15 protein-coding genes and 1 pseudogene are annotated in these 18,586 nt (G+C 73.7%); all 16 read right to left on the reverse strand.

What is annotated here, in order from left to right:
* Positions 1-3 precede the first annotated feature (3 nt).
* Entirely contained in the window at positions 4-1,215 is a 1,212-nt protein-coding gene (locus GA0070213_RS20415; RefSeq protein WP_091067010.1) for an argininosuccinate synthase, read from the reverse strand.
* Entirely contained in the window at positions 1,212-1,727 is a 516-nt protein-coding gene (locus tag GA0070213_RS20420; protein WP_091067013.1) for an arginine repressor, read from the reverse strand. Before GA0070213_RS20420 ends, GA0070213_RS20415 begins: the two co-directional genes overlap by 4 nt.
* Positions 1,724-2,650 (reverse strand): ornithine carbamoyltransferase, encoded by a 927-nt coding sequence (gene argF / locus GA0070213_RS20425; protein ID WP_091067017.1) that lies wholly within the window; start codon positions 2,648-2,650, stop codon positions 1,724-1,726. Before argF ends, GA0070213_RS20420 begins: the two co-directional genes overlap by 4 nt.
* The gene (locus GA0070213_RS20430; RefSeq protein WP_091067021.1) at positions 2,647-3,912 is read right to left on the reverse strand and encodes an acetylornithine transaminase; all 1,266 of its coding nucleotides are present in this window, start codon (positions 3,910-3,912) and stop codon (positions 2,647-2,649) included. The genes argF and GA0070213_RS20430 overlap by 4 nt, the downstream gene beginning before the upstream one ends.
* Positions 3,909-4,796, reverse strand: coding sequence for an acetylglutamate kinase (gene argB / locus GA0070213_RS20435; RefSeq protein WP_091067024.1), 888 nt, complete (start codon positions 4,794-4,796; stop codon positions 3,909-3,911). Before argB ends, GA0070213_RS20430 begins: the two co-directional genes overlap by 4 nt.
* Positions 4,797-4,819: 23 nt before the next feature.
* Positions 4,820-5,674 (reverse strand): annotated as a pseudogene (locus tag GA0070213_RS20440) (bifunctional ornithine acetyltransferase/N-acetylglutamate synthase); the annotation flags it as partial.
* Entirely contained in the window at positions 5,671-6,672 is a 1,002-nt protein-coding gene (gene argC / locus GA0070213_RS20445; RefSeq protein ID WP_091067026.1) for an N-acetyl-gamma-glutamyl-phosphate reductase, read from the reverse strand. The pseudogene GA0070213_RS20440 and the gene argC, both read right to left, overlap by 4 nt.
* Before the next feature lie 73 nt (positions 6,673-6,745).
* The gene (locus tag GA0070213_RS20450) at positions 6,746-9,691 is read right to left on the reverse strand and encodes a hypothetical protein (protein ID WP_091067029.1); all 2,946 of its coding nucleotides are present in this window, start codon (positions 9,689-9,691) and stop codon (positions 6,746-6,748) included.
* Positions 9,688-11,796: an NB-ARC domain-containing protein gene (locus GA0070213_RS20455; RefSeq protein ID WP_139128705.1), complete on the reverse strand. Its 2,109-nt coding sequence runs from the start codon at positions 11,794-11,796 to the stop codon at positions 9,688-9,690. The genes GA0070213_RS20450 and GA0070213_RS20455 overlap by 4 nt, the downstream gene beginning before the upstream one ends.
* Positions 11,797-11,858: 62 nt before the next feature.
* On the reverse strand, positions 11,859-12,185 hold the full coding sequence (locus GA0070213_RS20460; protein ID WP_091067037.1) for a hypothetical protein: 327 nt from the start codon (positions 12,183-12,185) through the stop codon (positions 11,859-11,861).
* Between the two features lie 385 nt (positions 12,186-12,570).
* Positions 12,571-15,120 (reverse strand): phenylalanine--tRNA ligase subunit beta, encoded by a 2,550-nt coding sequence (pheT, locus tag GA0070213_RS20465; protein ID WP_091067042.1) that lies wholly within the window; start codon positions 15,118-15,120, stop codon positions 12,571-12,573.
* 27 nt (positions 15,121-15,147) lie between these two features.
* The gene (gene pheS / locus GA0070213_RS20470; protein WP_091067045.1) at positions 15,148-16,209 is read right to left on the reverse strand and encodes a phenylalanine--tRNA ligase subunit alpha; all 1,062 of its coding nucleotides are present in this window, start codon (positions 16,207-16,209) and stop codon (positions 15,148-15,150) included.
* A 174-nt stretch (positions 16,210-16,383) separates the two neighbouring features.
* Entirely contained in the window at positions 16,384-17,265 is an 882-nt protein-coding gene (locus GA0070213_RS20475; RefSeq protein WP_091067048.1) for a TrmH family RNA methyltransferase, read from the reverse strand.
* A 31-nt stretch (positions 17,266-17,296) separates the two neighbouring features.
* On the reverse strand, positions 17,297-17,689 hold the full coding sequence (gene rplT, locus GA0070213_RS20480) for a 50S ribosomal protein L20 (protein ID WP_030335718.1): 393 nt from the start codon (positions 17,687-17,689) through the stop codon (positions 17,297-17,299).
* 32 nt (positions 17,690-17,721) lie between these two features.
* Entirely contained in the window at positions 17,722-17,916 is a 195-nt protein-coding gene (rpmI, locus tag GA0070213_RS20485) for a 50S ribosomal protein L35 (protein WP_007075851.1), read from the reverse strand.
* A gap of 18 nt (positions 17,917-17,934) precedes the next feature.
* Positions 17,935-18,585: a translation initiation factor IF-3 gene (gene infC, locus GA0070213_RS20490; RefSeq protein WP_091067051.1), complete on the reverse strand. Its 651-nt coding sequence runs from the start codon at positions 18,583-18,585 to the stop codon at positions 17,935-17,937.
* Between the last annotated feature and the right edge of the window lies 1 nt (position 18,586).

The raw sequence follows: 18,586 nt of genomic DNA on the forward strand, positions 1-18,586 counted from the left end.
TGGTCACGACCGCACCCCTTCCCACCGGGCGTCCCGCGCCGCGGCCATCGTGCTGGGCAGGCCCCAGAGCTGCACGAAGCCCTTCGCCAGCGTCTGGTCGAACGTGTCGCCGGCGTCGTAGGTGGCCAGACCGAAGTCGTAGAGGCTCGCCTCGGAACGCCGGCCGGTCACCACCGCCCGGCCGCCGTGCAGGGTCAGCCGCACCTCGCCGCTGACGTGCCGCTGCGCGTCGTCGATGAACGCGTCCAGCGAGCGCTTCAGCGGGCTGAACCAGAGGCCGTCGTAGACCAGCTCGACCCAGCGCTGCTCGACGCCGCGCTTGAACCGGGCCAGGTCCCGCTCCACCGTCACCGCCTCCAGCTCCCGGTGCGCGGTGACCAGGGCGAGCGCGCCGGGCGCCTCGTACACCTCGCGGCTCTTGATGCCGACCAGCCGGTCCTCGACCATGTCGAGCCGGCCCACGCCCTGGGCGCCGGCGCGCCGGTTCAGCTCGCGGATCGCCTGGTAGGGCGTGACCGTCTCGCCGTCGATCGCGACCGGGACGCCGGCGTCGAACGTGAGGACCAGCTCGTCGGCGTCGCGCTGCTCCGCCGGGTCCTCGGTGTACGCGTAGAGGTCCTCGACCGGGGCGGTCCAGATGTCCTCCAGGAAGCCGGTCTCCACGGCCCGACCCCACAGGTTCTGGTCGATCGAGTACGGCGACCGGGCCGTCACGTCGATCGGCAGGCCCTTCTCCTCGGCGAAGGCGATCGCCTTGTCCCGGGTCCGGGCGACGTCGCGGGCCGGCGCGACGACCGTCAGGTCGGGCGCGAGCGCGTTCAGGCCGACCTCGAAGCGGACCTGGTCGTTGCCCTTGCCGGTACAGCCGTGCGACACGATCGTGCCGCCGTGCCGCCGCGCGGCGGCCACCAGGTGGGTGACGATCAGTGGCCGGGACAGCGCGGAGACCAGCGGGTAGCGGTCCATGTAGAGCGCGTTGGCCCGGACCGCCGGCAGGCAGTAGTCGGCGGCGAACTCGTCCCGCGCGTCGACCACCTCGGCCTCGACGGCGCCGCAGTCCAGCGCCCGCCGCCTGATCACCTCCATGTCCTCGCCGCCCTGGCCGACGTCGACCGCGACCGCGATCACCTCGGCGCCGGTCCGCTCGGCCAGGTAGGGGATGGCGACGGAGGTGTCCAGACCCCCGGAGTACGCGAGGACGACCCGCTCGCTCATGGTGTGGCGTTCCCGTCGACGTGCTCCCCCCGACGGGCCCAACCGGCGAGCCGGTCACCCAGGGCGGCGCCGCCGTCGGCCTCACGGGCGACGACCAGGATGGTGTCGTCGCCGGCGATGGTGCCGACGATCTCGGACAGGCCGGCCCGGTCCAACGCGCTGGCCAGGTAGTGCGCCGCGCCCGGCGGAGTGCGCAGCACGGCGATGTTGCCGCTGGCGTCGACGCCGTTGAGCAGCTCGTGCAGCAGCCGGACCAGCCGGGCCGGCGCGCCCTCGGCGTCGCGCAGCGGCCGGTGGCCGTCCTCCGGGATCAGGTAGACGCCCCGCCCGTCGCCGCCGCGCGCGGTCACCGCCCCCAGTTCCTTGAGGTCACGCGAGAGCGTGGCCTGGGTGACCTGGATGCCGTCGCCGGCGAGCAGGTCGGCCAGCTCGGTCTGCGAGTGGATGGCGGTGTCGCGGATCAGCTCGACGATGCGGGCGTGCCGCGCGGCGCGGGTCAGCGGGGCGGTCATGCGGAGGCCTCCAGGAGAAATGTCAGCAGCGCCTTCTGGGCGTGCAGCCGATTCTCCGCCTGGTCGAACACGGCGCTGCGCGGGCCGTCGAGCACCTCGCCGGTGATCTCCTCGCCCCGGTGCGCGGGCAGGCAGTGCAGCACGATCACGTCGGCCGCGGCGTGCGCCAGCAGGGCGTCGCCGACCTGGTAGGGCAGGAACGGGGTGATCCGGTCCAACCCGTCGTCCTCCTGACCCATCGACGTCCAGGTGTCGGTGGCGACCACGTGCGCCCCGCGTACCGCCTCGACCGGGTCGGTGAGCGCCTCGACCGAACCGCCGGTGCCGGCGGCGATCTTCGCCGCGCGGGCCACGATCGCCGGATCCGGCGCGAACCCGACCGGGCCGGCGACCCGGACGTGCATCCCGGCCGTCGCGCCGGCCAGCAGGTACGAGTGGGCCAGGTTGTTCGCCGCGTCACCGACGTAGGCGAGGATCCGACCGGCGGTGGCGCCGAACCGCTCCCGCACCGTGAGCAGGTCGGCCAGCAGCTGGCAGGGGTGGTAGGTGTCGGTGAGCGCGTTGACCACCGGCACGGTGGCGTGCTCGGCCACCTCGGCGATCCGGTCGTCGCCGTAGGTCCGCAGCACGATCGCGGCGACGTAGCGCGACAGCACCCGCCCGGCGTCGCCGAGGGACTCACCGCGACCGAAGTGGGTCACCTGGGTGTCCACCACGAGCGGGTGCCCGCCCAGCTCGGCGATGCCGGCGTCGAACGAGATCCGGGTGCGCAGGCTCTTCTTGTCGAACAGCACCGCCACCGACCTGGGTCCGGCGAGCGGCTGGTGCGCGTACCTGTCGACCTTCATCCGGGCGGCGAGGTCGAGCACGGCGGCCTGCTCGGCGGGGGTGAGGTCGTCGTCACGCAGGAAGTGGCGGATCATGCGGGGGCCTCCGTGCGGGTTGCGGGGGTGGGCGCCGGAGCGGCGGGCGCGGCGTGCCCGGTCGGCAGGGCGGTCTCGGCGCGTGGGGCAGCCTCGGCGGGCGGGGCGTCGAGGGCGGCGGGCAGCGCGGCGAGGAACGCGTCGACCTGCGCCGGGGTGAGGATCAGCGGCGGGGCCAGCCGGACCACGTCGGGCTGCACCGGGTTGACCAGGAAGCCCGCCTCCCGCAGCGCGGTCGTCACCACGCCGGCCACCGGCCGGTCGAGGGCGATCCCGAGCAGCAGGCCGGCGCCGCGCACCTCGCGCACCAGCGGGTGCCCGAGCGCCTCCACGCCGCGCCGCAGCCGCTCGCCGACCCGCTTGACGTGGTCGAGCAGCCCTTCGCTCGCGATCGTGCCGATCACCGCGAGCGCGGCGGCGCAGCTGACCGGGTTGCCGCCGAACGTGGTGCCGTGCGAGCCGGGGGTGAGCAGGTCGGCGGCCGGGCCGAAGGCCAGGCAGGCACCGAGCGGCAGGCCCCCGCCCAGCCCCTTGGCCAGGGTGACCACGTCCGGCTCGACGCCCTCGGCCTGGTGGGCGAACCAGTGCCCGGTCCGCCCCACGCCGGTCTGCACCTCGTCGAGCACCAGCAACGCGCCGTGCGCGGCGGTGATCCGCCGGGCCGCGGTGAGGTAGCCGGGCGGCGGGACGACCACGCCGTTCTCGCCCTGGATCGGCTCGACGATCACCATGGCGGTGGCGTCGGTGACCGCCTCGGCCAGCGCGTCCGCGTCGCCGAACGGCACGTGGGTGACGTCGCCGGGCAGCGGGCGGAACGGGTCGGCCTTGGCCGGCTGGCCGGTGAGCGCCAGCGCGCCCATGGTCCGGCCGTGGAAGCCGCCCCGGGTGGCCACCACGTGACGCCGCCCGGTGCGCCGGGAGAGCTTGAACGCGGCCTCGTTGGCCTCCGCGCCGGAGTTGGCGAAGAAGACCCGGCCGGGCCGGCCGGCCAGGGCCAGCAGCAGCTCGGCGAGGGCCACCGGCGGCTCGGCGACGAACAGGTTCGACACGTGCCCGAGCGTGGCGACCTGCTTCGACACGGCCGCCACCACGGCCGGGTGGGCGTGCCCGAGCGCGTTGACGGCGATGCCGCCGAGCAGGTCGACGTACTCCCGGCCGGTCTCGTCGACCACGACGGCGCCTCTGCCTGCGACGAGCGCCAGCGGCGGCGTGCCGTAGTTGTCCATCATGGTCGCGGACCAGCGCCGCAGGAGCGTGCTCATGACCCGGTCACCATCGTTCCGAACCCTTCCGACGTGAACACTTCGAGCAGTGTGGAGTGGGCCACCCGGCCGTCGACGACGTGCGCGGCGGGCACTCCCCCGCGCACCGCCCGCAGGCAGGCCTCCATCTTCGGGACCATGCCGGACTCCAGCGACGGCAGCAGCTTCGCCAGGTCGTCCACCGTGATCTCGCTGACCAGGCTGGACGTGTCCGGCCAGTCGGCGTAGAGGCCCGGCACGTCGGTGAGCACGACCAACTTGCGCGCCTCCAGGGCGACCGCGAGCGCGGCGGCGGCGGTGTCCGCGTTGAGGTTGTGCAGCACCCCGTCGGCGTCCGGCGCGACAGTGGAGACGACCGGGATCCGGCCCGCCGCGATCAGGTCGGTGACCGCCGAGGCGTTCACCGACTCCACGTCCCCGACCTGCCCCACGTCGACCGCCTCCCCGTCCACGTACGCCGGGCGGCGCACCGCGGTGAACAGCCCGGCGTCCTCGCCGGAGAGGCCCACCGCGAACGGGCCGTGCGCGTTGACCAGGCCGACCAGTTCCCGGCCGACCTGACCCACGAGGACCATCCGGACCACGTCCATGGCCTCCGGGGTGGTGACCCGCAGGCCGCCGCGGAACTCGCTGGCGATGCCGAGCCGGCCGAGCATGGCGGAGATCTGCGGGCCGCCGCCGTGCACCACGACCGGCTTGAGGCCGGCGTACCGGAGGAAGACCATGTCCGCGGCGAAGGCCCGCCGCAGCTCGGGGTCGGCCATCGCGTTGCCGCCGTACTTGACGACCACTGTGGCGCCGGCGAAGCGCGCCAACCAGGGCAGCGCCTCGATCAGCGTGGCGGCCTTGGCCTGCGCGCGGCTGAGATCAGGGCTCATCGTCATGCTTGAGCTGGCCTTTCGTTCGCGACTGCGGGACTCCGCCTCGCCGCGCCGGCCACCTCGATCGCGATCCGCTTCGTCGCGCCCTCCGCGTCGACCAGGAGTTGCCGGGCCAGGTCGTGGCAGGCGGCGGTGACCGCGGCGGTCAGCTCCGCGGCGCTCGGCTCGATGCCGGAGGCGCCGCTGGCCAGCAGCAGCACGGTGTCGTTGGTGGACATGCAACCGTCGGAGTCGACCCGGTCGAAGGTGACGCGGGTGGCGGCCCGCAGCGCGCCGTCCAACGCGTCCGGGCCGGCCACCGCGTCGGTGGTGAGCACGCAGAGCATGGTGGCCATGACCGGCGCCAGCATGCCGGCGCCCTTGGCCATCCCGCCGACCGTCCAGCCGCTGCCCCGGGCCACGGTGGTCTTCGGCCGGGTGTCGGTCGTCATGATCGCCTCGGCGGCCGGCAGCCCGCCGTCGCGCGACAGCTTGCGCACCGCGTCGCGGACGCCGGGCAGCAGCCTCGCCATCGGCAGCCGCTCGCCGATCAGCCCGGTCGAGCAGACCGCGACCTCGCCGGCGCCGACGATCAGCCGGGCGCTGCGGCCGGTGAGCGCGGCGGCGGTGTGTTCGGCGGTGGCGTGGGTGTCCTGGAAGCCGGCCGGGCCGGTGCAGGCGTTCGCACCGCCGGAGTTGAGCACCACGGCCCGGACCACGCCGCCGTGGACGACCTGCTGGGTCCAGAGCACCGGGGCGGCCTTCACCCGATTGGCGGTGAAGACCCCGGCGACGCCGGCGTCCGGGCCGTCGTTGACCACGAGCGCGACGTCGGCGCCGGAGGCCTTGAGGCCGGCGGCGACACCGGCGGCACGGAAACCACGGGGGGCGGTGACGCTCACGGGGCCACCCCGAACGCGGACAGGCCGGTGGCCTCCGGGAGGCCGACCATCAGGTTGGCGTTCTGCACGGCCTGGCCGGCCGCGCCCTTGCCCAGGTTGTCGATGGCGCCGACCACGATCACCCGCCCGGAGTCGACGTCCACGGTCGCCTGGAGGTGGCAGGAGTTCGAGCCGGCGGTAGCGGCGGTGTGCGGCCACACCCCCTCCGGCAGCAGGTGCACGAAGGGTTCGTCGGCGTAGGCGGCGGCCAGCACCGCCCGCGGGTCGGCGTCACCGGTCGGCATCGCCGTGACGGTGGCGAGGATCCCACGCGGCATCGGGGCGAGCACCGGCGTGAACGACAGGCCGGTCGCGCCGGTGGCCTGCTTGATCTCCGGCACGTGCTGGTGCGCGCCCACCTTGTAGGGGGTGAGGTCGCCCATCACCTCGCTGCCGAGCAGGTGGGCCTTGGCGGCCCGGCCCGCGCCGGAGGTGCCGGAGGCGGCCACCACGACCACGTCGTCGGGGCGTACCGCGCCGGCGGCGACCAGTGGGGCCAGCGCCAGCGTGGTGGCGACCGCGTAGCAGCCGGTGTTGGCGACCCGCCGGGCGGACGCGATCGCGCTGCGCGCGCCGGGCAGCTCGGGCAGCCCGTAGGTCCAGGCGCCGGCGTGCGCGCCGCCGTAGTAGCGGGTCCAGGCGTCCGCGTCGCGCAGCCGGTGGTCGGCGCCGAGGTCCACCACCGCGACCGTGTCGGGCAGGGCCGCGGCGAGGGCCGCCGACTGGCCGTGCGGCAGCGCCAGGAAGACCAGGTCCGCGTCGGCCAGGGCCGCCGGCTCGGTCGCCCCGAGCACCAGGTCCAGGCCGGTGAGCTGCGGGTGTACGGCGGCGACGGGCTGACCGGCCTGGCTGTGCGCGGTGGCGGCCACGAGGTCGAACTCGGGATGACCGGCGAGCAGGCGCAGCAGTTCGCCGCCGGCGTATCCGCTCGCTCCGGCGACCGCAGTTCGAATGCCCATACCCACCTCCGCATTAATATGCAGAGATTACCAGGGGGTCGAGCCGCAATGCAAGTTCATGCAGTGCCCTGCATTAAGCTGCAGTGGCGGCTCCGCAGGAAAGCTCACCCGCGGCACCGGCGTCCCAGTCGGCGAAGAAGCGCGGCAGCCATCGTCGGCAGAACGCGCTGAACGACCCCGCCGCCGGGCAGACCCGCCGGCTGAAGCCGGTGAGGGAGACCAGGTCGGGATGGGCGGTACGGCGAAAGAGCCCGACGGTGACGCTGAAGACACCCCGACGGACCGCGGCGTCGACGCCGGCGCGCAGTGCGTCCGCATCGAGGTCGCCGGCGCCACGACCGCCCCGACCAGCCACCTCGGCGGCCACCGCCGGCAACAGGTTGTTGCACATCACCGTCAACAGCTTCGGATTCGGCGCGAGGTCGACACCGGTCGGCCCGCGCCACACGAACGCCTCCGTGAACGGCAGCAGCACGCGCGCGTCGCCCCACTCCGCGAACAGTTCCCCGGCCCGGCCGGACGACCCGTCGACCAGGTGCAGATGCGTGGCGAGCAGGGCGTGGCGAACCCGCGGGTCACGCGCCAACCGCTGGGCCATCCGGATCTCCGCGTCGGTGAAGCACAGCCGGGCGGGCATGTACGCACGGGCCAGCGCGCGCGCGTCCGTACGGCTGAGCAGCACCTCGTCCGCCGCGACGGCGCGCCCGGGGCGGCCCGGTGCCCGCGCCGCCGGGCGGTCGCCACCGAGCACATCGTGGAGCTGGGCGAACACCTGGTGAGCGGTCGGCACGCCGCCCACGCTCGCCGTCCGGCTCTGCCGGACCAGCGGCCCCCAGTCCGCCGCCAGCCGGCTCATCAGGTAGCGGCAGGCCTCGGCCGGCGAACCGCCCCGTGTTGCGGCCACCCGCTCGATGCCGCTCAGGAGAAGGCCGGCCGGTGAGAGCGGGGCGATCTCTCCGCGCAGCCGGCGCATCACGGCCTCCACGCCGCGGTCCGCGTCCACCGCCAGGTAGTCGTACACCCCGTCCAGGTCGGCCGCGCCGAAACGCACCGCGATCGGCTTCACCGGCGCCACCCGTCGCCAGTAGCGGGCCGGCAGATCGGCCGGTTCGGCCCGGAACGGCACGACCTCATCGGCGTCCGGGCGCCCGGTCACCGCGGGGAGGACGCGACCCACCAGAGAGCGGACGAACCTGTCGTTGCGGGCGATCGTCTCCGCCGGAGCGCTGTGGAACCAGACCTCCGAGGCCAACTTCGTGGTCTGCATCGTCTCGTTGACCGACTCGCGGTAGGTGTCGAGGCGATGCCGCTCCGGATGCGGCGCATCGCGCTCACCCAGGGACGGGCCGACGAGTCCCAGATACGCGCCGAGCATCCGGGCGGCGACATGGTCGCCCGGCTCGCCGAGGCCGAAGAGGTCGGTCGCGAGCGCGGCGCTCAGGGTGCCGAACACGAACGCGGTGACGAGGGATTCCTGGTCCGTCACCGCCTCGCCGGCCACTCGAAGGTCGACGACGAAGCGACGCAGGGCCGACATCGCCGCCGGGGCGCCGGTCGCCCCCCACACCGGACCGACGCTCGCTCGTGCCGGCGCGTCGGACGTCAGCCCCTCCAGCGTCCGAAGCTCCGCGGACAGTTCCTGGGTCAACTGGCCGATCGTGCGCCGGCCCGGCGCCGGTGGATCACGCAGCACCGGCGCGTATTCCGGTCGGGCGAGGATCTCGTGGATGTGCTCCGGCGCCATCTCCCGGATCACGATCCGGGCCCGCTTCCGCACTTCCTCCCGCAGGTCGGCGTAGAGCGGCATGTTGAGCGCGCCCTGAAGGTCGTACTGCATACGCAGCACGAGCCGCCGCAGCTCCGAGGTGCCCTGATCCCGCGAGTCGGCAAGCCCGGCGGCTCGGAGCCGGTTGAGCGAGACCCCGGCGCTCTGCCGCGCGTACCAGGCGCGCAGGTCGTCGCCCCGCAGCAGGTGGTGCTCCGGGTCGACGACGAAACCGGACCGGCGTGCGGCGCGACCGAGCGCTGCCACGATCCGCGGCGACTCGGCCCGGACGAGATCCAGGAAAGACGCTCCGCCCTCCACACCCAGCAGGAACCGATCGAGTCCCGAACCGGTCCGGTCCGCGACCCCCAGCACGCCGGTGCCCTCGTCCGTCCGGTGGAACGACGCCATCAACGCGCTGCGCGGGCCACCGGCCGAGGTCCGGTAACGATGGTGGACCAGCCGACTCGCGGCGAAGATCGTGTGGCACGGGGCCGGCAGGTCCCTGAGGTGGACCACACGCGGTTGCCGGTCGGCGAAGAAGCGCGCCTGGGCGGCGAGGGCCTCGTCGACCCGGTCCTGCGACGGGAAGATGCAACTGTCCTCGTCGCTGCGTACGCTTCCGTCGTCGTCGACGACGCATTGACGCAGGAGACGGTTGGTCCGCGGCAGGTAGGTGAGCCCCTGGCCGGACGGCCCCTGACCGGTGCCCGTCCGCCAGGTGACCACCACCTTGAACTCGTCCATGAACGGGCTGTTGTCGACGTGCAGGGTGTTGTCCCGTGCGACCACGTCGACCGGGTGAGTGTCCTTGGCCCGCAGGTCGATGATCCGGACCGGACCGCCGAGCGCGTACGCCACGAGGACGGTGAGAAGCGGATGGGCGAACGTCTCCCGGAAGTCGGGATGGTCGAGCAGGTCCTCGGTGTCCACCACGTTCAGGTAGTTGTGGAGCGAACCACGGCTGCCCTTGGCCCGCACCGCGGCGTCGTACCCCTGCCTGGCGCCGGCGAAGCGCTCCTCGGACAGGAGCCCGGCGAAACTCAGCGCGCCCTCCGCTTCGAGTGCCGCGGTGAGTGAGAGGAACGTGTCGGACAGGAGCCGACCGTCGGGCTCACTCCGACAGGCGTCCGCCACCAGCGCTTCCACCTCGCGCCGGAAGCGCCGGTCGGTCCGCTGCCGGCCCAGTTGACGGTAGGACGACGGGCTGACCAGTTCCTCGGCCGCGACCAGGGAGGCGGGGCGGGCGTTCATGTCGTCGGCACCCCGACCACGAGTGTCGACTGCGTCAGGTCGGGATATTTCTCGAGGCGAGCCAGGGCTGCCCGGACCTCCGCCAACGCGCCCGCCTCGCCCGCTCGGCCATACGCGTCCTCGAGCAGGGTCAGGATGGAGCGCACCGACCGGAAGTTGCCCAGCGACTCCTCCACCCGCCACGCCCGCTCCAGCCAGTTGCAGCCCTCCTCCAGCTCGCCCGCGGCCAGGCCGACGGCACCCAGCAGGCGAAGCGCCAGCGCCCGGCCGTAGGCGTTGCCGCGGTCCTCGCACATCGACAGGCTGACCAGCCCCAACGCCTTTGCCCAGAGGTGATGGCCCAACTCGTTCAGCGCTCGGGCCGCGTCGTAGTAGCCGCGTGCCTCGCGCACCGCGTTGCCGCCGCGCCGGGACTCCCGCGCCGCGCGTAGACCCCAGCGGACCGCCTCGGTGTGGTCGCCGGACCGCAGGGCGAGTTCCGCCATCGCGTGTTGGGCCGACGCCAGGCCGCTGTCGTCACCGCGTTCGGCATCCAGCGACATGGACGCCCGGAGTTCCCGCTTCGCGGCGTCGAGCTGCCCCGCGTCGGCGTACGCCCGGCCCAACGCGCGGCGGGACAGCGCCTCCATCGGCCGGTCCCCGGCGAGCGCCGCGGCGACCGCCCGCTGCTGGACGGAGAGGGTCCGTGTGACGTCCTGTCGCCAGTAGAGGAACGTGTTCACCGACCGAGCGAAGCGGGTGACGAACGTGAAATCCGCCGCTCGTTCGGCCTCCTGGATCAACTGGTCGACGGCGGGGACGAGCGCCTCGAACCAGGCGAGCGCCTCGGCGACCGTGAAGCGGACGGTCCCGACCGCCGCCGCGTCCCCGACCGCCGGCGGCGCGGTGCGGTTGGGGTCGATGGCCTGGTCGGCGACATGGCTGAGCCCCAGGTAGACGGCCCGGATCCGGTGTGCGGTCGCCGCCTGCTCGGACGCGTCCAGGACCGTCGGGAGCGTCTCGGCCAGGTAGGCCTTCATGAGGTCGTGGAACCGGTAGAGGCCCGGGCCGACTTCGTCGATCAGCGATGCCAGACAGAGGATGCGCAGACCGCGGTCGCACTCGCGTTCGGTCTGCTCGGTGACGAGGCAAAGCACCGGCGCGGAGCACCCCGTGCCGGGCAGCATCGACGCCACGTAGAGGATCCACCTGGTCTCCGGGTCGAGGTCGTCGAGCGACCACGAGATGACCCGGCCCACCTCGATGCCGAGGCCGGCGTCGTCGAGGAAGCGCAGCGGGCTCCGTTCGGCCTCGATCCCGCGAGCGGCATCCCTGATCGTCCAGCCGGTGTGGACGGCCAGCTTCGCCGAGACGATGGCCAGAGCCAGCGGGTGCCCCTCCAGGAGTTGGACGATCCGTCGAGCGCTCGCGTCCTCCCGCTCGACCCGCATGAAGCCGACCCGCTCCGCGAGCAACTCCACGCCCTCGCCGATGGTCAACAACGGAAGTTTGAGCACCCGCGCCTCGTGCCGCACGCTCATCTCCGGCAGGGCGCGACGGCTGGTCACCACCAGCGCCGAGCCGAGGCCCGGCACCAGGTCCCGGACCTGGTCGTAGGAGCCCACGTTGTCGACGATCACCAGGCATCGGCGGCCGGCCGTGACCGCACGGAACACGCCGGCCCACTCCGCCTCGTTCTCCGGAAGGTCGGCCCGGTTGATGCCCAGGGTCGCCAGGAACGTGCGGAGCGCGTCGCCCGCCTCCACCCGAGGAGTGCCGGAATAGGCGCGCATGTCGACGAAGAACTGGCCGTCCGGATAGTTCGCGATGCGGGAGCTGGCCCAGGACAGCGCCAACGTGGTCTTGCCGGAACCCGCCAGCCCCCACAACATGCAGCACCGCGAACCCGGCCCGGCCATGGCCTCGTCCATCTCCTGGAGCAGATGCGTCCGGCCGACGATCCGGCCGATCCCGCCGGGCAGCATGTGGGGTGGCTCCGGGGACCAGGTCGACACCGGTCGCGGCTGCTGGATGTAGATCGCGCCGGACGAACCGACCTGGAGCACCTGGTTCGCCGCGAGCCCTGCCGCGACGTTGTGCGACGAGTTGTCGGACCCGGTGCTCACGGCGGTCACCCCCTTCGGCTCGTCTTCGACGGCACCGGTGCCGGTGCGGAACGGCGACGCGGCTACATCGACACGTCGCCGACCTGGTTGGTCTGGATCAACTTGCCCACGTTGCTGCCCGCCACCACGTTCGTCGCCCCGGCCGGCCGGGTCTCCTGCGCGAGTCGGCCGAGGAACGCGGGATCCTCGGCGGCGTACCGGACGAGCAGTGCGCGCAGCCGTTCCACGTCGGCCGGCGACCGGTCGTCCCGGGTGACCCGGTCCAACGTGCCGATCGCCTCGGTCGGCTCGGGCGACCGGGCAAAACGCTGCCGGATCGCCTCGACCAACGCGGAGCCCGACCCCTCGGCGATCTTGACGAGTGCCGCGGAGATGACTGCCTCGATCATCGCGCTACTCCCAGGACGGACCGGCCGCCGGCCGGTCGACCCCGGCCCGGCGCTCTCCCGCGATGACCAGCCGACAGGACGGATCCCCGCCCTGCGAGATTACCGACTGGAGTTGCCCGGCAAAAGGATCCAGGGCCGCTGGGTCGTCGGGCCACGCGCCCGACCTACGCGCGGGTTCGCCGACGCCGACGGTACCGATCCACCGCCCATGACGGTGGCATCCGGGCAGCTCCTCGCCCCAGGGAGGGAGCGGTCACCGGCCTTGCACCGCACCGAGAGCCGATGCACGACGACTGTCGGATGTGCGACATGGATCCCCGGCCGCAGTGTTAAGAAGGGCCCCCGCCTCTACCGAATGCGTTAAGCGGGGGCCCCTCCTTACACCTCAGGCGCCGCGGAGGGTGGCGCCGAAGCGCTGGGCGGCGAGCGCCACGGCGGCGTCGCGGGCGGCCACCGCCTCCTCGCCGGCGAGCGTCCGGTCCGGGGCGCGGAACGTCAGCTTGTAGGCCAGCGACTTCCGCCCGGCGCCGAGCTGCTCCGAGGCGTAGACGTCGAAGAGCCGCACGTCCTCCAGCAGCGCGCCGGCGCCCTCGACCAGGGCCCGCTGCACGTCCGCCGCCGGCACCGCCGCGTCGACCACGAGCGCCACGTCGATCAGCGCCGGCGGGAACGTGGAGATGGCCGGGCCGCTCACCAGCGGCGCGGCGGGCAGCGCGTCCAGGTCCAGCTCCATCACGCTCGTCCGGCGGGGCAGCTCCAACGCGGCCACCACGGCCGGGTGCAGCTCGCCGGCGTGACCGACGACGGCGTCGTCGACGAGCAGCTCGGCGCAGCGACCCGGGTGCCAGGGCGCGCGTTCGCCGGCCCGGACGGTGACCCGGTCGGCCGGGATGCCGGCGGCGTCGAGCACCGCCCGGCCCGCCTCGACCGCGTCCGCCCAGCCGGCCGTGCGGCCCGCGCCCCACCAGCCGGCCGGCTCGATCTCGCCGCACACCGCCACCGCGACGTGCCGCGGCTGCGCCGGCACCACCGCGTCGGCGGCGGCGAACTCCTCGTCGGTGGGACGACGGTCCACGCCCATGGCCGGCGGGGAGCCGACGCCGGGACGCGCGTGGAAGACCGCGCCGATCTCGTAGACCGCCACGTCCCGCTGGCCGCGACCGACGTTGCGCTTGACGACGCCGAGCAGCGGGCCGAGCAGCGTGGTGCGCAGCAGCGGCTCCTCCTCGGACAGCGGGTTGGCCACCCGCACCGCCGCCCGGCGCGGGTCGTCGGCCGGCAGGCCGAGCTGGTCGACCAGCTCCGGCGCGACGAACGGCTGGGAGAGCACCTCGACCCAGCCGCGCTCGGCGAGCGAGCGGGCCACCGCGCGGCGGCGCTGCTGCGCCGCGGTGAGGCCCCGGCCGGGGCGCGCGGTGGGCAGCACCGACGGCACCCGGTCGTACCCGTCGAGGCGGACCACCTCCTCCACCAGGTCGGCCGGGTCGGTCAGGTCGGGCCGCCAGCTCGGCGGCGTCACGGTCAGCACCTCGCCGGCGCCGGCGGCGGCCACCCCGGCGGCGCCGGGGTCCTCGCCGAGCCGGTCGCCGCCCCGGGCGACCGCGCACCCGACCTGCTCCAGCAGCTCCACCACCCGGTCGGCCGGGTAGGACACACCGACCCGCCGCGCCGGCAGGTCCACCGGCAGCGTGACCGGCGGGAGCGGACGGACGTGGTCGAGGTCGAGCACCTCGGCGCCGGCCGTGCCGCCGGCCAGGTCGGTGAGCAGCCGGACCGCCTTCTCCAGCGCGACCAGCGGCAGGGTCGGGTCGACGCCCCGCTCCCAGCGCTTCGCGGCCTCGCTGAACAGCTTGTGCCGCCGGGCGGTGCGGCCGACCATCGCCGGGTCCCAGTGCGCGGCCTCGAACAGCACGTTCGTGGTGGAGGCGAGCACCTCGCTGGTCTCGCCGCCCATCACCGCGGCCAGCGAGATCGGCCCCGTCTCGTCGCAGATCACCATGTCCTCGGCGACCAGGCTGCGGCTCACCCCGTCGAGCGTGGTCAGCTTCTCCCCCGGCTCGGCGCGGCGCACCACCAGCGGCCCGGTGATCCGGTCGGCGTCGAAGGCGTGCATCGGCTGGCCGAGTTCGAGCATCAGGTAGTTGGTGATGTCGACCGGCAGCGAGATGCTGCGCACGCCGGCCGCGGTGAGCCGCCGCCGCATCCACCCGGGCGTCTCCACGGTCGGGTCGACGCCGCGCACCATCCGGGCGGCGAACCGGTCGCAGCCGACCGTGTCGCGCACCTCGACCGGGTACGCCGGCTCGGCGGTCCCCCCGGTGGCCGGCGCGTCGGCCGGGTCGCGGAACGGCACGCCGAGCGCGTGCGACAGCTCCCGGGCGATGCCCCGGACGCTGAGGGCGTACCCACGGTCCGGGGTGATCTCCATGTCGACCACCACGTCGTCCAGGCCGACGATCGGGCGCGCGTCGTCGCCGGGCTGGGCCTTGACGTCGGCGGGCAGCACGATGATGCCCGAGTGGTCGTCGCCGAGGCCCAGCTCCTGCGCCGAGCAGATCATCCCGTGGGAGTTGCGCCCGTACGTCTTTCGCGCGCCGATGGCGAAGTTGCCGGGCAGCACGCCGCCCGGCAGGATCACCACGACCTTGTCGCCCGGGGCGAAGTTGCGCGCCCCGCAGACGATCTCCTGCGGCTCACCGGTGCCGTTCGCGGCGCCCACGTCCACCCGGCAGAAGCGGATCGGCTTCTTGAAACCGGTCAGCTCCTCGATCTCGAGGACCTCGCCCACGACCAGCGGACCGGTCACGGTGCCCCGCAGGTCCACGATCGACTCGACCTCGATGCCGAGGTCGACCAGCGCCTGCTCCAGGTCACCGGTGGGCAGGTCGACGGGGAGATCGACGTACTCCCGCAACCAACTGACAGAAACTCGCATGACTGTTCTACCGCCGTTTCCCGTAGCTCAGGCGCCGAACGCGCGGGTGAACCGCACGTCGCCCTCGGCCATGTCCCGCATGTCGCTGACCCCGTGCCGGACCATCACGGTCCGGTCGATGCCCATGCCGAACGCGAATCCGGAGTAGACCTCCGGGTCGATGCCGCAGGCGCGCAGCACCCGCGGGTTGACCATGCCGCAGCCGCCCCACTCGACCCACTGCGGCCCGTCCCGGTGCTCCGGGAACCAGACGTCGAACTCCGCCGACGGTTCGGTGAACGGGAAGTAGTGCGGCCGCCAGCGGGTCTTCGCGCCGTCGCCGAACATGGCCCGGGCGAAGTGGTCGAGCGTGCCGCGCAGGTGCGCCATGGTGATGCCCTTGTCCACCACCAGGCCCTCGACCTGGTGGAAGACCGGCGCGTGGGTGGCGTCCAGCTCGTCGGTGCGGTAGACCCGGCCGGGCACCACCACGTAGATCGGCGGCTTGCGGCTGAGCATGGTGCGCGCCTGCACCGGCGACGTGTGGGTGCGCAGCACCAGGCCGGAGCCTTCGGGGGCGATGTGGAAGGTGTCCATCAGGCCCCGCGCCGGGTGGTCGGCCGGGATGTTGAGCGCGTCGAAGTTGGTCCACTCCAGCTCGACCTCGGGACCCTCGGCCACCTCGTAGCCCATGCCGATGAACAGGTCGCTGATCTGCTCCATCAGCACGGTCAGCGGGTGGCGGGCGCCGCGCGGCCGGCGGTCGTGCGGCAGGGTCACGTCGACCCGCTCCTCGACCAGCACCCGCTCGGCCTGCTCGCGGTCGAGGATCTCCTGCCGGGCGGCGTACGCGGCTTCGATGGCGCGGCGGGCCTCGTTGACCCGCTTGCCGGCGTCGGACTTCGCGGCCGGCGGCAGCGCGCCGATCTCCCGGCGCGCGAGGGACACCGGGGACCGGTCCCCCAGGTGCGCGGGGCGCAGCGCGGTCAGCGCGTCCGGGTCGGCGGCGGCGGCGAACGCCTTCTCGGCGTCGGCCACGGCCCCGGCCAGGGCGTCCGGGTCGAGCAGGGCGACCTGCTTCGGGTCGTACGGATCGTTGCGGTAGCTCATGGTGAACGGGCACTCCCTCACGGCGGCGCCGGCCCTTGCACAGGGCGGCCAGGCGAGTCTACGGACGCGCGGCTTCGCCGCAGCCCGCCGGTGGGAGTCGTGCAGGGAGGAAGGGTCAGGCCTGCCGCCCGCCGACACCGGCGGGCTGGCTAAACGAACGCCGTGGCGCGTTCATCACGAGGCGGACTCCCCTGCTGTGTGCTGCGTCGTCGTGGATCGGCGCAGTGCTCTGGCGGAAGAATACAGGCAGACGGCCGCCGCCGCAGCCAGGTTCAGGCTCTCGGCGCGCCCGTGCAGCGGCACCCGGACCCGGGCGTCGGCCGCCGCGGTCAACTCGTCCGGCAGGCCGTGCGCCTCGGAGCCGAACAGCCAGGCGGTGCGGGCGGCGAGCCGACCGGCGTCGGCGAGGTCGTCCAGGTCGCTGTCGCCGTACCCGGTGGTGGCCAGCACCGCCAGCCCGGCGGCCCGCAGCGCCTCGACCACCCGGAGCGGGTCGTCGGCGCGGACCACGTCGACGTGGAACAGGCTGCCGGCGGAGGCGCGCACGCACTTGCCGTTGTAGGGGTCGACGGCCTCGCCGGCGAAGACCACCGCGCCCGCGCCGGCCGCGTCGGCGGTGCGCAGCACCGTCCCGGCGTTGCCCGGGTCACGGATCCCGGCGAGCACCGCGACCAGGCGCGGCCCGCGCGCCAGGGCGTCGGCCAGGGGTACGTCGAGGTGCCGGCAGACCGCCACCAGGCCCTGCGGGGCCACGGTCTCGGCGAGCGCCGCCAGGGCGTCGTCGGTGACCTCGGAGACCGGCACGTCGGCGCGGGCGGCGGTGGCGGCGAGGTCGGCGTACCGGTCCAGCGCGGCCGGGGTGCCGAACAGCTCGACCACCGTGCCGTCGCGGTCGAGCGCCTCGCGGACCGCCTGCGGCCCCTCGGCCAGGAACCGGCCGGCCTGCTCGCGGTCGCGCCGGCGGTGCAGCCGGCGGGCCGCCGCGACCCTCGGGGTACGCGGGGTGAACGGGCCGGGAACGGCGTCGAGGCGCCTCCCCTGCGACGGTGACTGCATGGGAGACGCCTCGATCTGCCGTACGGGTGGGTCAGGCGGCCTGGGCCGCGGCGCCACCGGTGCCCTCGGCCGCCACGGCGGCGCGGGCCAGCTCGACGATCGCCGCGAACGCGGCGGCGTCGTTGACGGCCAGGTCGGCCAGGATCTTGCGGTCGACCTCGATGCCGGCCAGGCGCAGGCCCTGGATCAGCCGGTTGTAGGTCATGCCGTTGGCCCGGGCCCCGGCGTTGATCCGCTGGATCCAGAGCTGCCGGAAGTCGCCCTTGCGGTCGCGACGGTCCCGGTAGGCGTACTGCATCGAGTGCAGCACCTGCTCCTTGGCCTTGCGGTAGAGCCGGGAGCGCTGACCGCGGTAGCCGCTCGCGGTCTCCAGCAGGGTACGACGCTTCTTCTGGGCGTTCACAGCCCGCTTGACGCGTGCCATCTCAACTCCTTCTTCGGTTCAGGTGGCTCGCGTCAGCGGCCGAGCAGCTTCTTGATGCGCTTGGTGTCGGCCTTGGCCAGCTCGACCGTGCCGGTCAGCCGCCGGGTCTGGGTGGAGGGCTTCTTCTCCAGGTTGTGGCGGAGGCCGGCCTGCTGGGCAACGATCTTGCCCTTGCCGGTCACCTTGACCCGCTTGCCCATACCCGTGTGGCTCTTCATCTTCGGCATGTGGAACGTCTCTCCCTGTTACTGGCCGCTGGTGTCAGCGGTCGGGCCGGTCTCGCCGGCTGCTGCGGTCTCGCCGGCCGCCGGGGCCTCGCCACCTGCCGGGGCTGCCGACTCCTCCGCGGCGCGGTCCCGAGGACCACCGCGGGACGCCGTGGCGGCGACCGCGGAGGCCTTGACGGCCCGGTGCGGAGCGAGAACCATGATCATGTTTCGGCCGTCCTGCTTCGGCGCGGCCTCGACGTATCCCAGGTCCGTGATCTCGGACTCGAGCCGGCGCAGGAGCCGGTAACCCAGCTCCGGGCGGCTCTGCTCGCGACCGCGGAACATGATCGTCACCTTGACCTTGTCGCCCGCCTTGAGGAACCGCACCACGTGACCCTTCTTGGTCTCGTAGTCGTGCGGGTCGATCTTCGGCCGGAGCTTCATCTCCTTGATGACGGTCTGCTGCTGGTTACGCCGCGCTTCGCGCGCCTTGAGTGCGCTCTCGTACTTGAACTTGCCGAAGTCCATGAGCTTGCACACCGGCGGGCGCGCCATCGGCGCAACCTCGACCAGGTCCAGGTCGACGTCCGCGGCCAGCTGCAGGGCGCGCTCCAGCGGGACGATGCCCACCTGCTCACCCTCAGGGCCGACCAGTCGGACCTCACGTGCCCGGATCTGCTCGTTCACG

The organism is Micromonospora humi (genome assembly GCF_900090105.1).
Classification (GTDB): domain Bacteria; phylum Actinomycetota; class Actinomycetes; order Mycobacteriales; family Micromonosporaceae; genus Micromonospora; species Micromonospora humi.

Excerpts from the sequence above, each read along its gene's own strand:
- GA0070213_RS20415 (WP_091067010.1), bottom strand. The coding sequence starts at position 1,215 with ATGAGCGAGCGGGTCGTCCTCGCGTACTCCGGGGGTCTGGACACCTCC.
- GA0070213_RS20420 (WP_091067013.1), bottom strand. The coding sequence starts at position 1,727 with ATGACCGCCCCGCTGACCCGCGCCGCGCGGCACGCCCGCATCGTCGAG.
- argF (WP_091067017.1), bottom strand. The coding sequence starts at position 2,650 with ATGATCCGCCACTTCCTGCGTGACGACGACCTCACCCCCGCCGAGCAG.
- GA0070213_RS20430 (WP_091067021.1), bottom strand. The coding sequence starts at position 3,912 with ATGAGCACGCTCCTGCGGCGCTGGTCCGCGACCATGATGGACAACTAC.
- argB (WP_091067024.1), bottom strand. The coding sequence starts at position 4,796 with ATGACGATGAGCCCTGATCTCAGCCGCGCGCAGGCCAAGGCCGCCACG.
- argC (WP_091067026.1), bottom strand. The coding sequence starts at position 6,672 with ATGGGCATTCGAACTGCGGTCGCCGGAGCGAGCGGATACGCCGGCGGC.
- GA0070213_RS20450 (WP_091067029.1), bottom strand. The coding sequence starts at position 9,691 with ATGAACGCCCGCCCCGCCTCCCTGGTCGCGGCCGAGGAACTGGTCAGC.
- GA0070213_RS20460 (WP_091067037.1), bottom strand. The coding sequence starts at position 12,185 with ATGATCGAGGCAGTCATCTCCGCGGCACTCGTCAAGATCGCCGAGGGG.
- pheT (WP_091067042.1), bottom strand. The coding sequence starts at position 15,120 with ATGCGAGTTTCTGTCAGTTGGTTGCGGGAGTACGTCGATCTCCCCGTC.
- pheS (WP_091067045.1), bottom strand. The coding sequence starts at position 16,209 with ATGAGCTACCGCAACGATCCGTACGACCCGAAGCAGGTCGCCCTGCTC.
- GA0070213_RS20475 (WP_091067048.1), bottom strand. The coding sequence starts at position 17,265 with ATGCAGTCACCGTCGCAGGGGAGGCGCCTCGACGCCGTTCCCGGCCCG.
- rplT (WP_030335718.1), bottom strand. The coding sequence starts at position 17,689 with ATGGCACGCGTCAAGCGGGCTGTGAACGCCCAGAAGAAGCGTCGTACC.
- rpmI (WP_007075851.1), bottom strand. The coding sequence starts at position 17,916 with ATGCCGAAGATGAAGAGCCACACGGGTATGGGCAAGCGGGTCAAGGTG.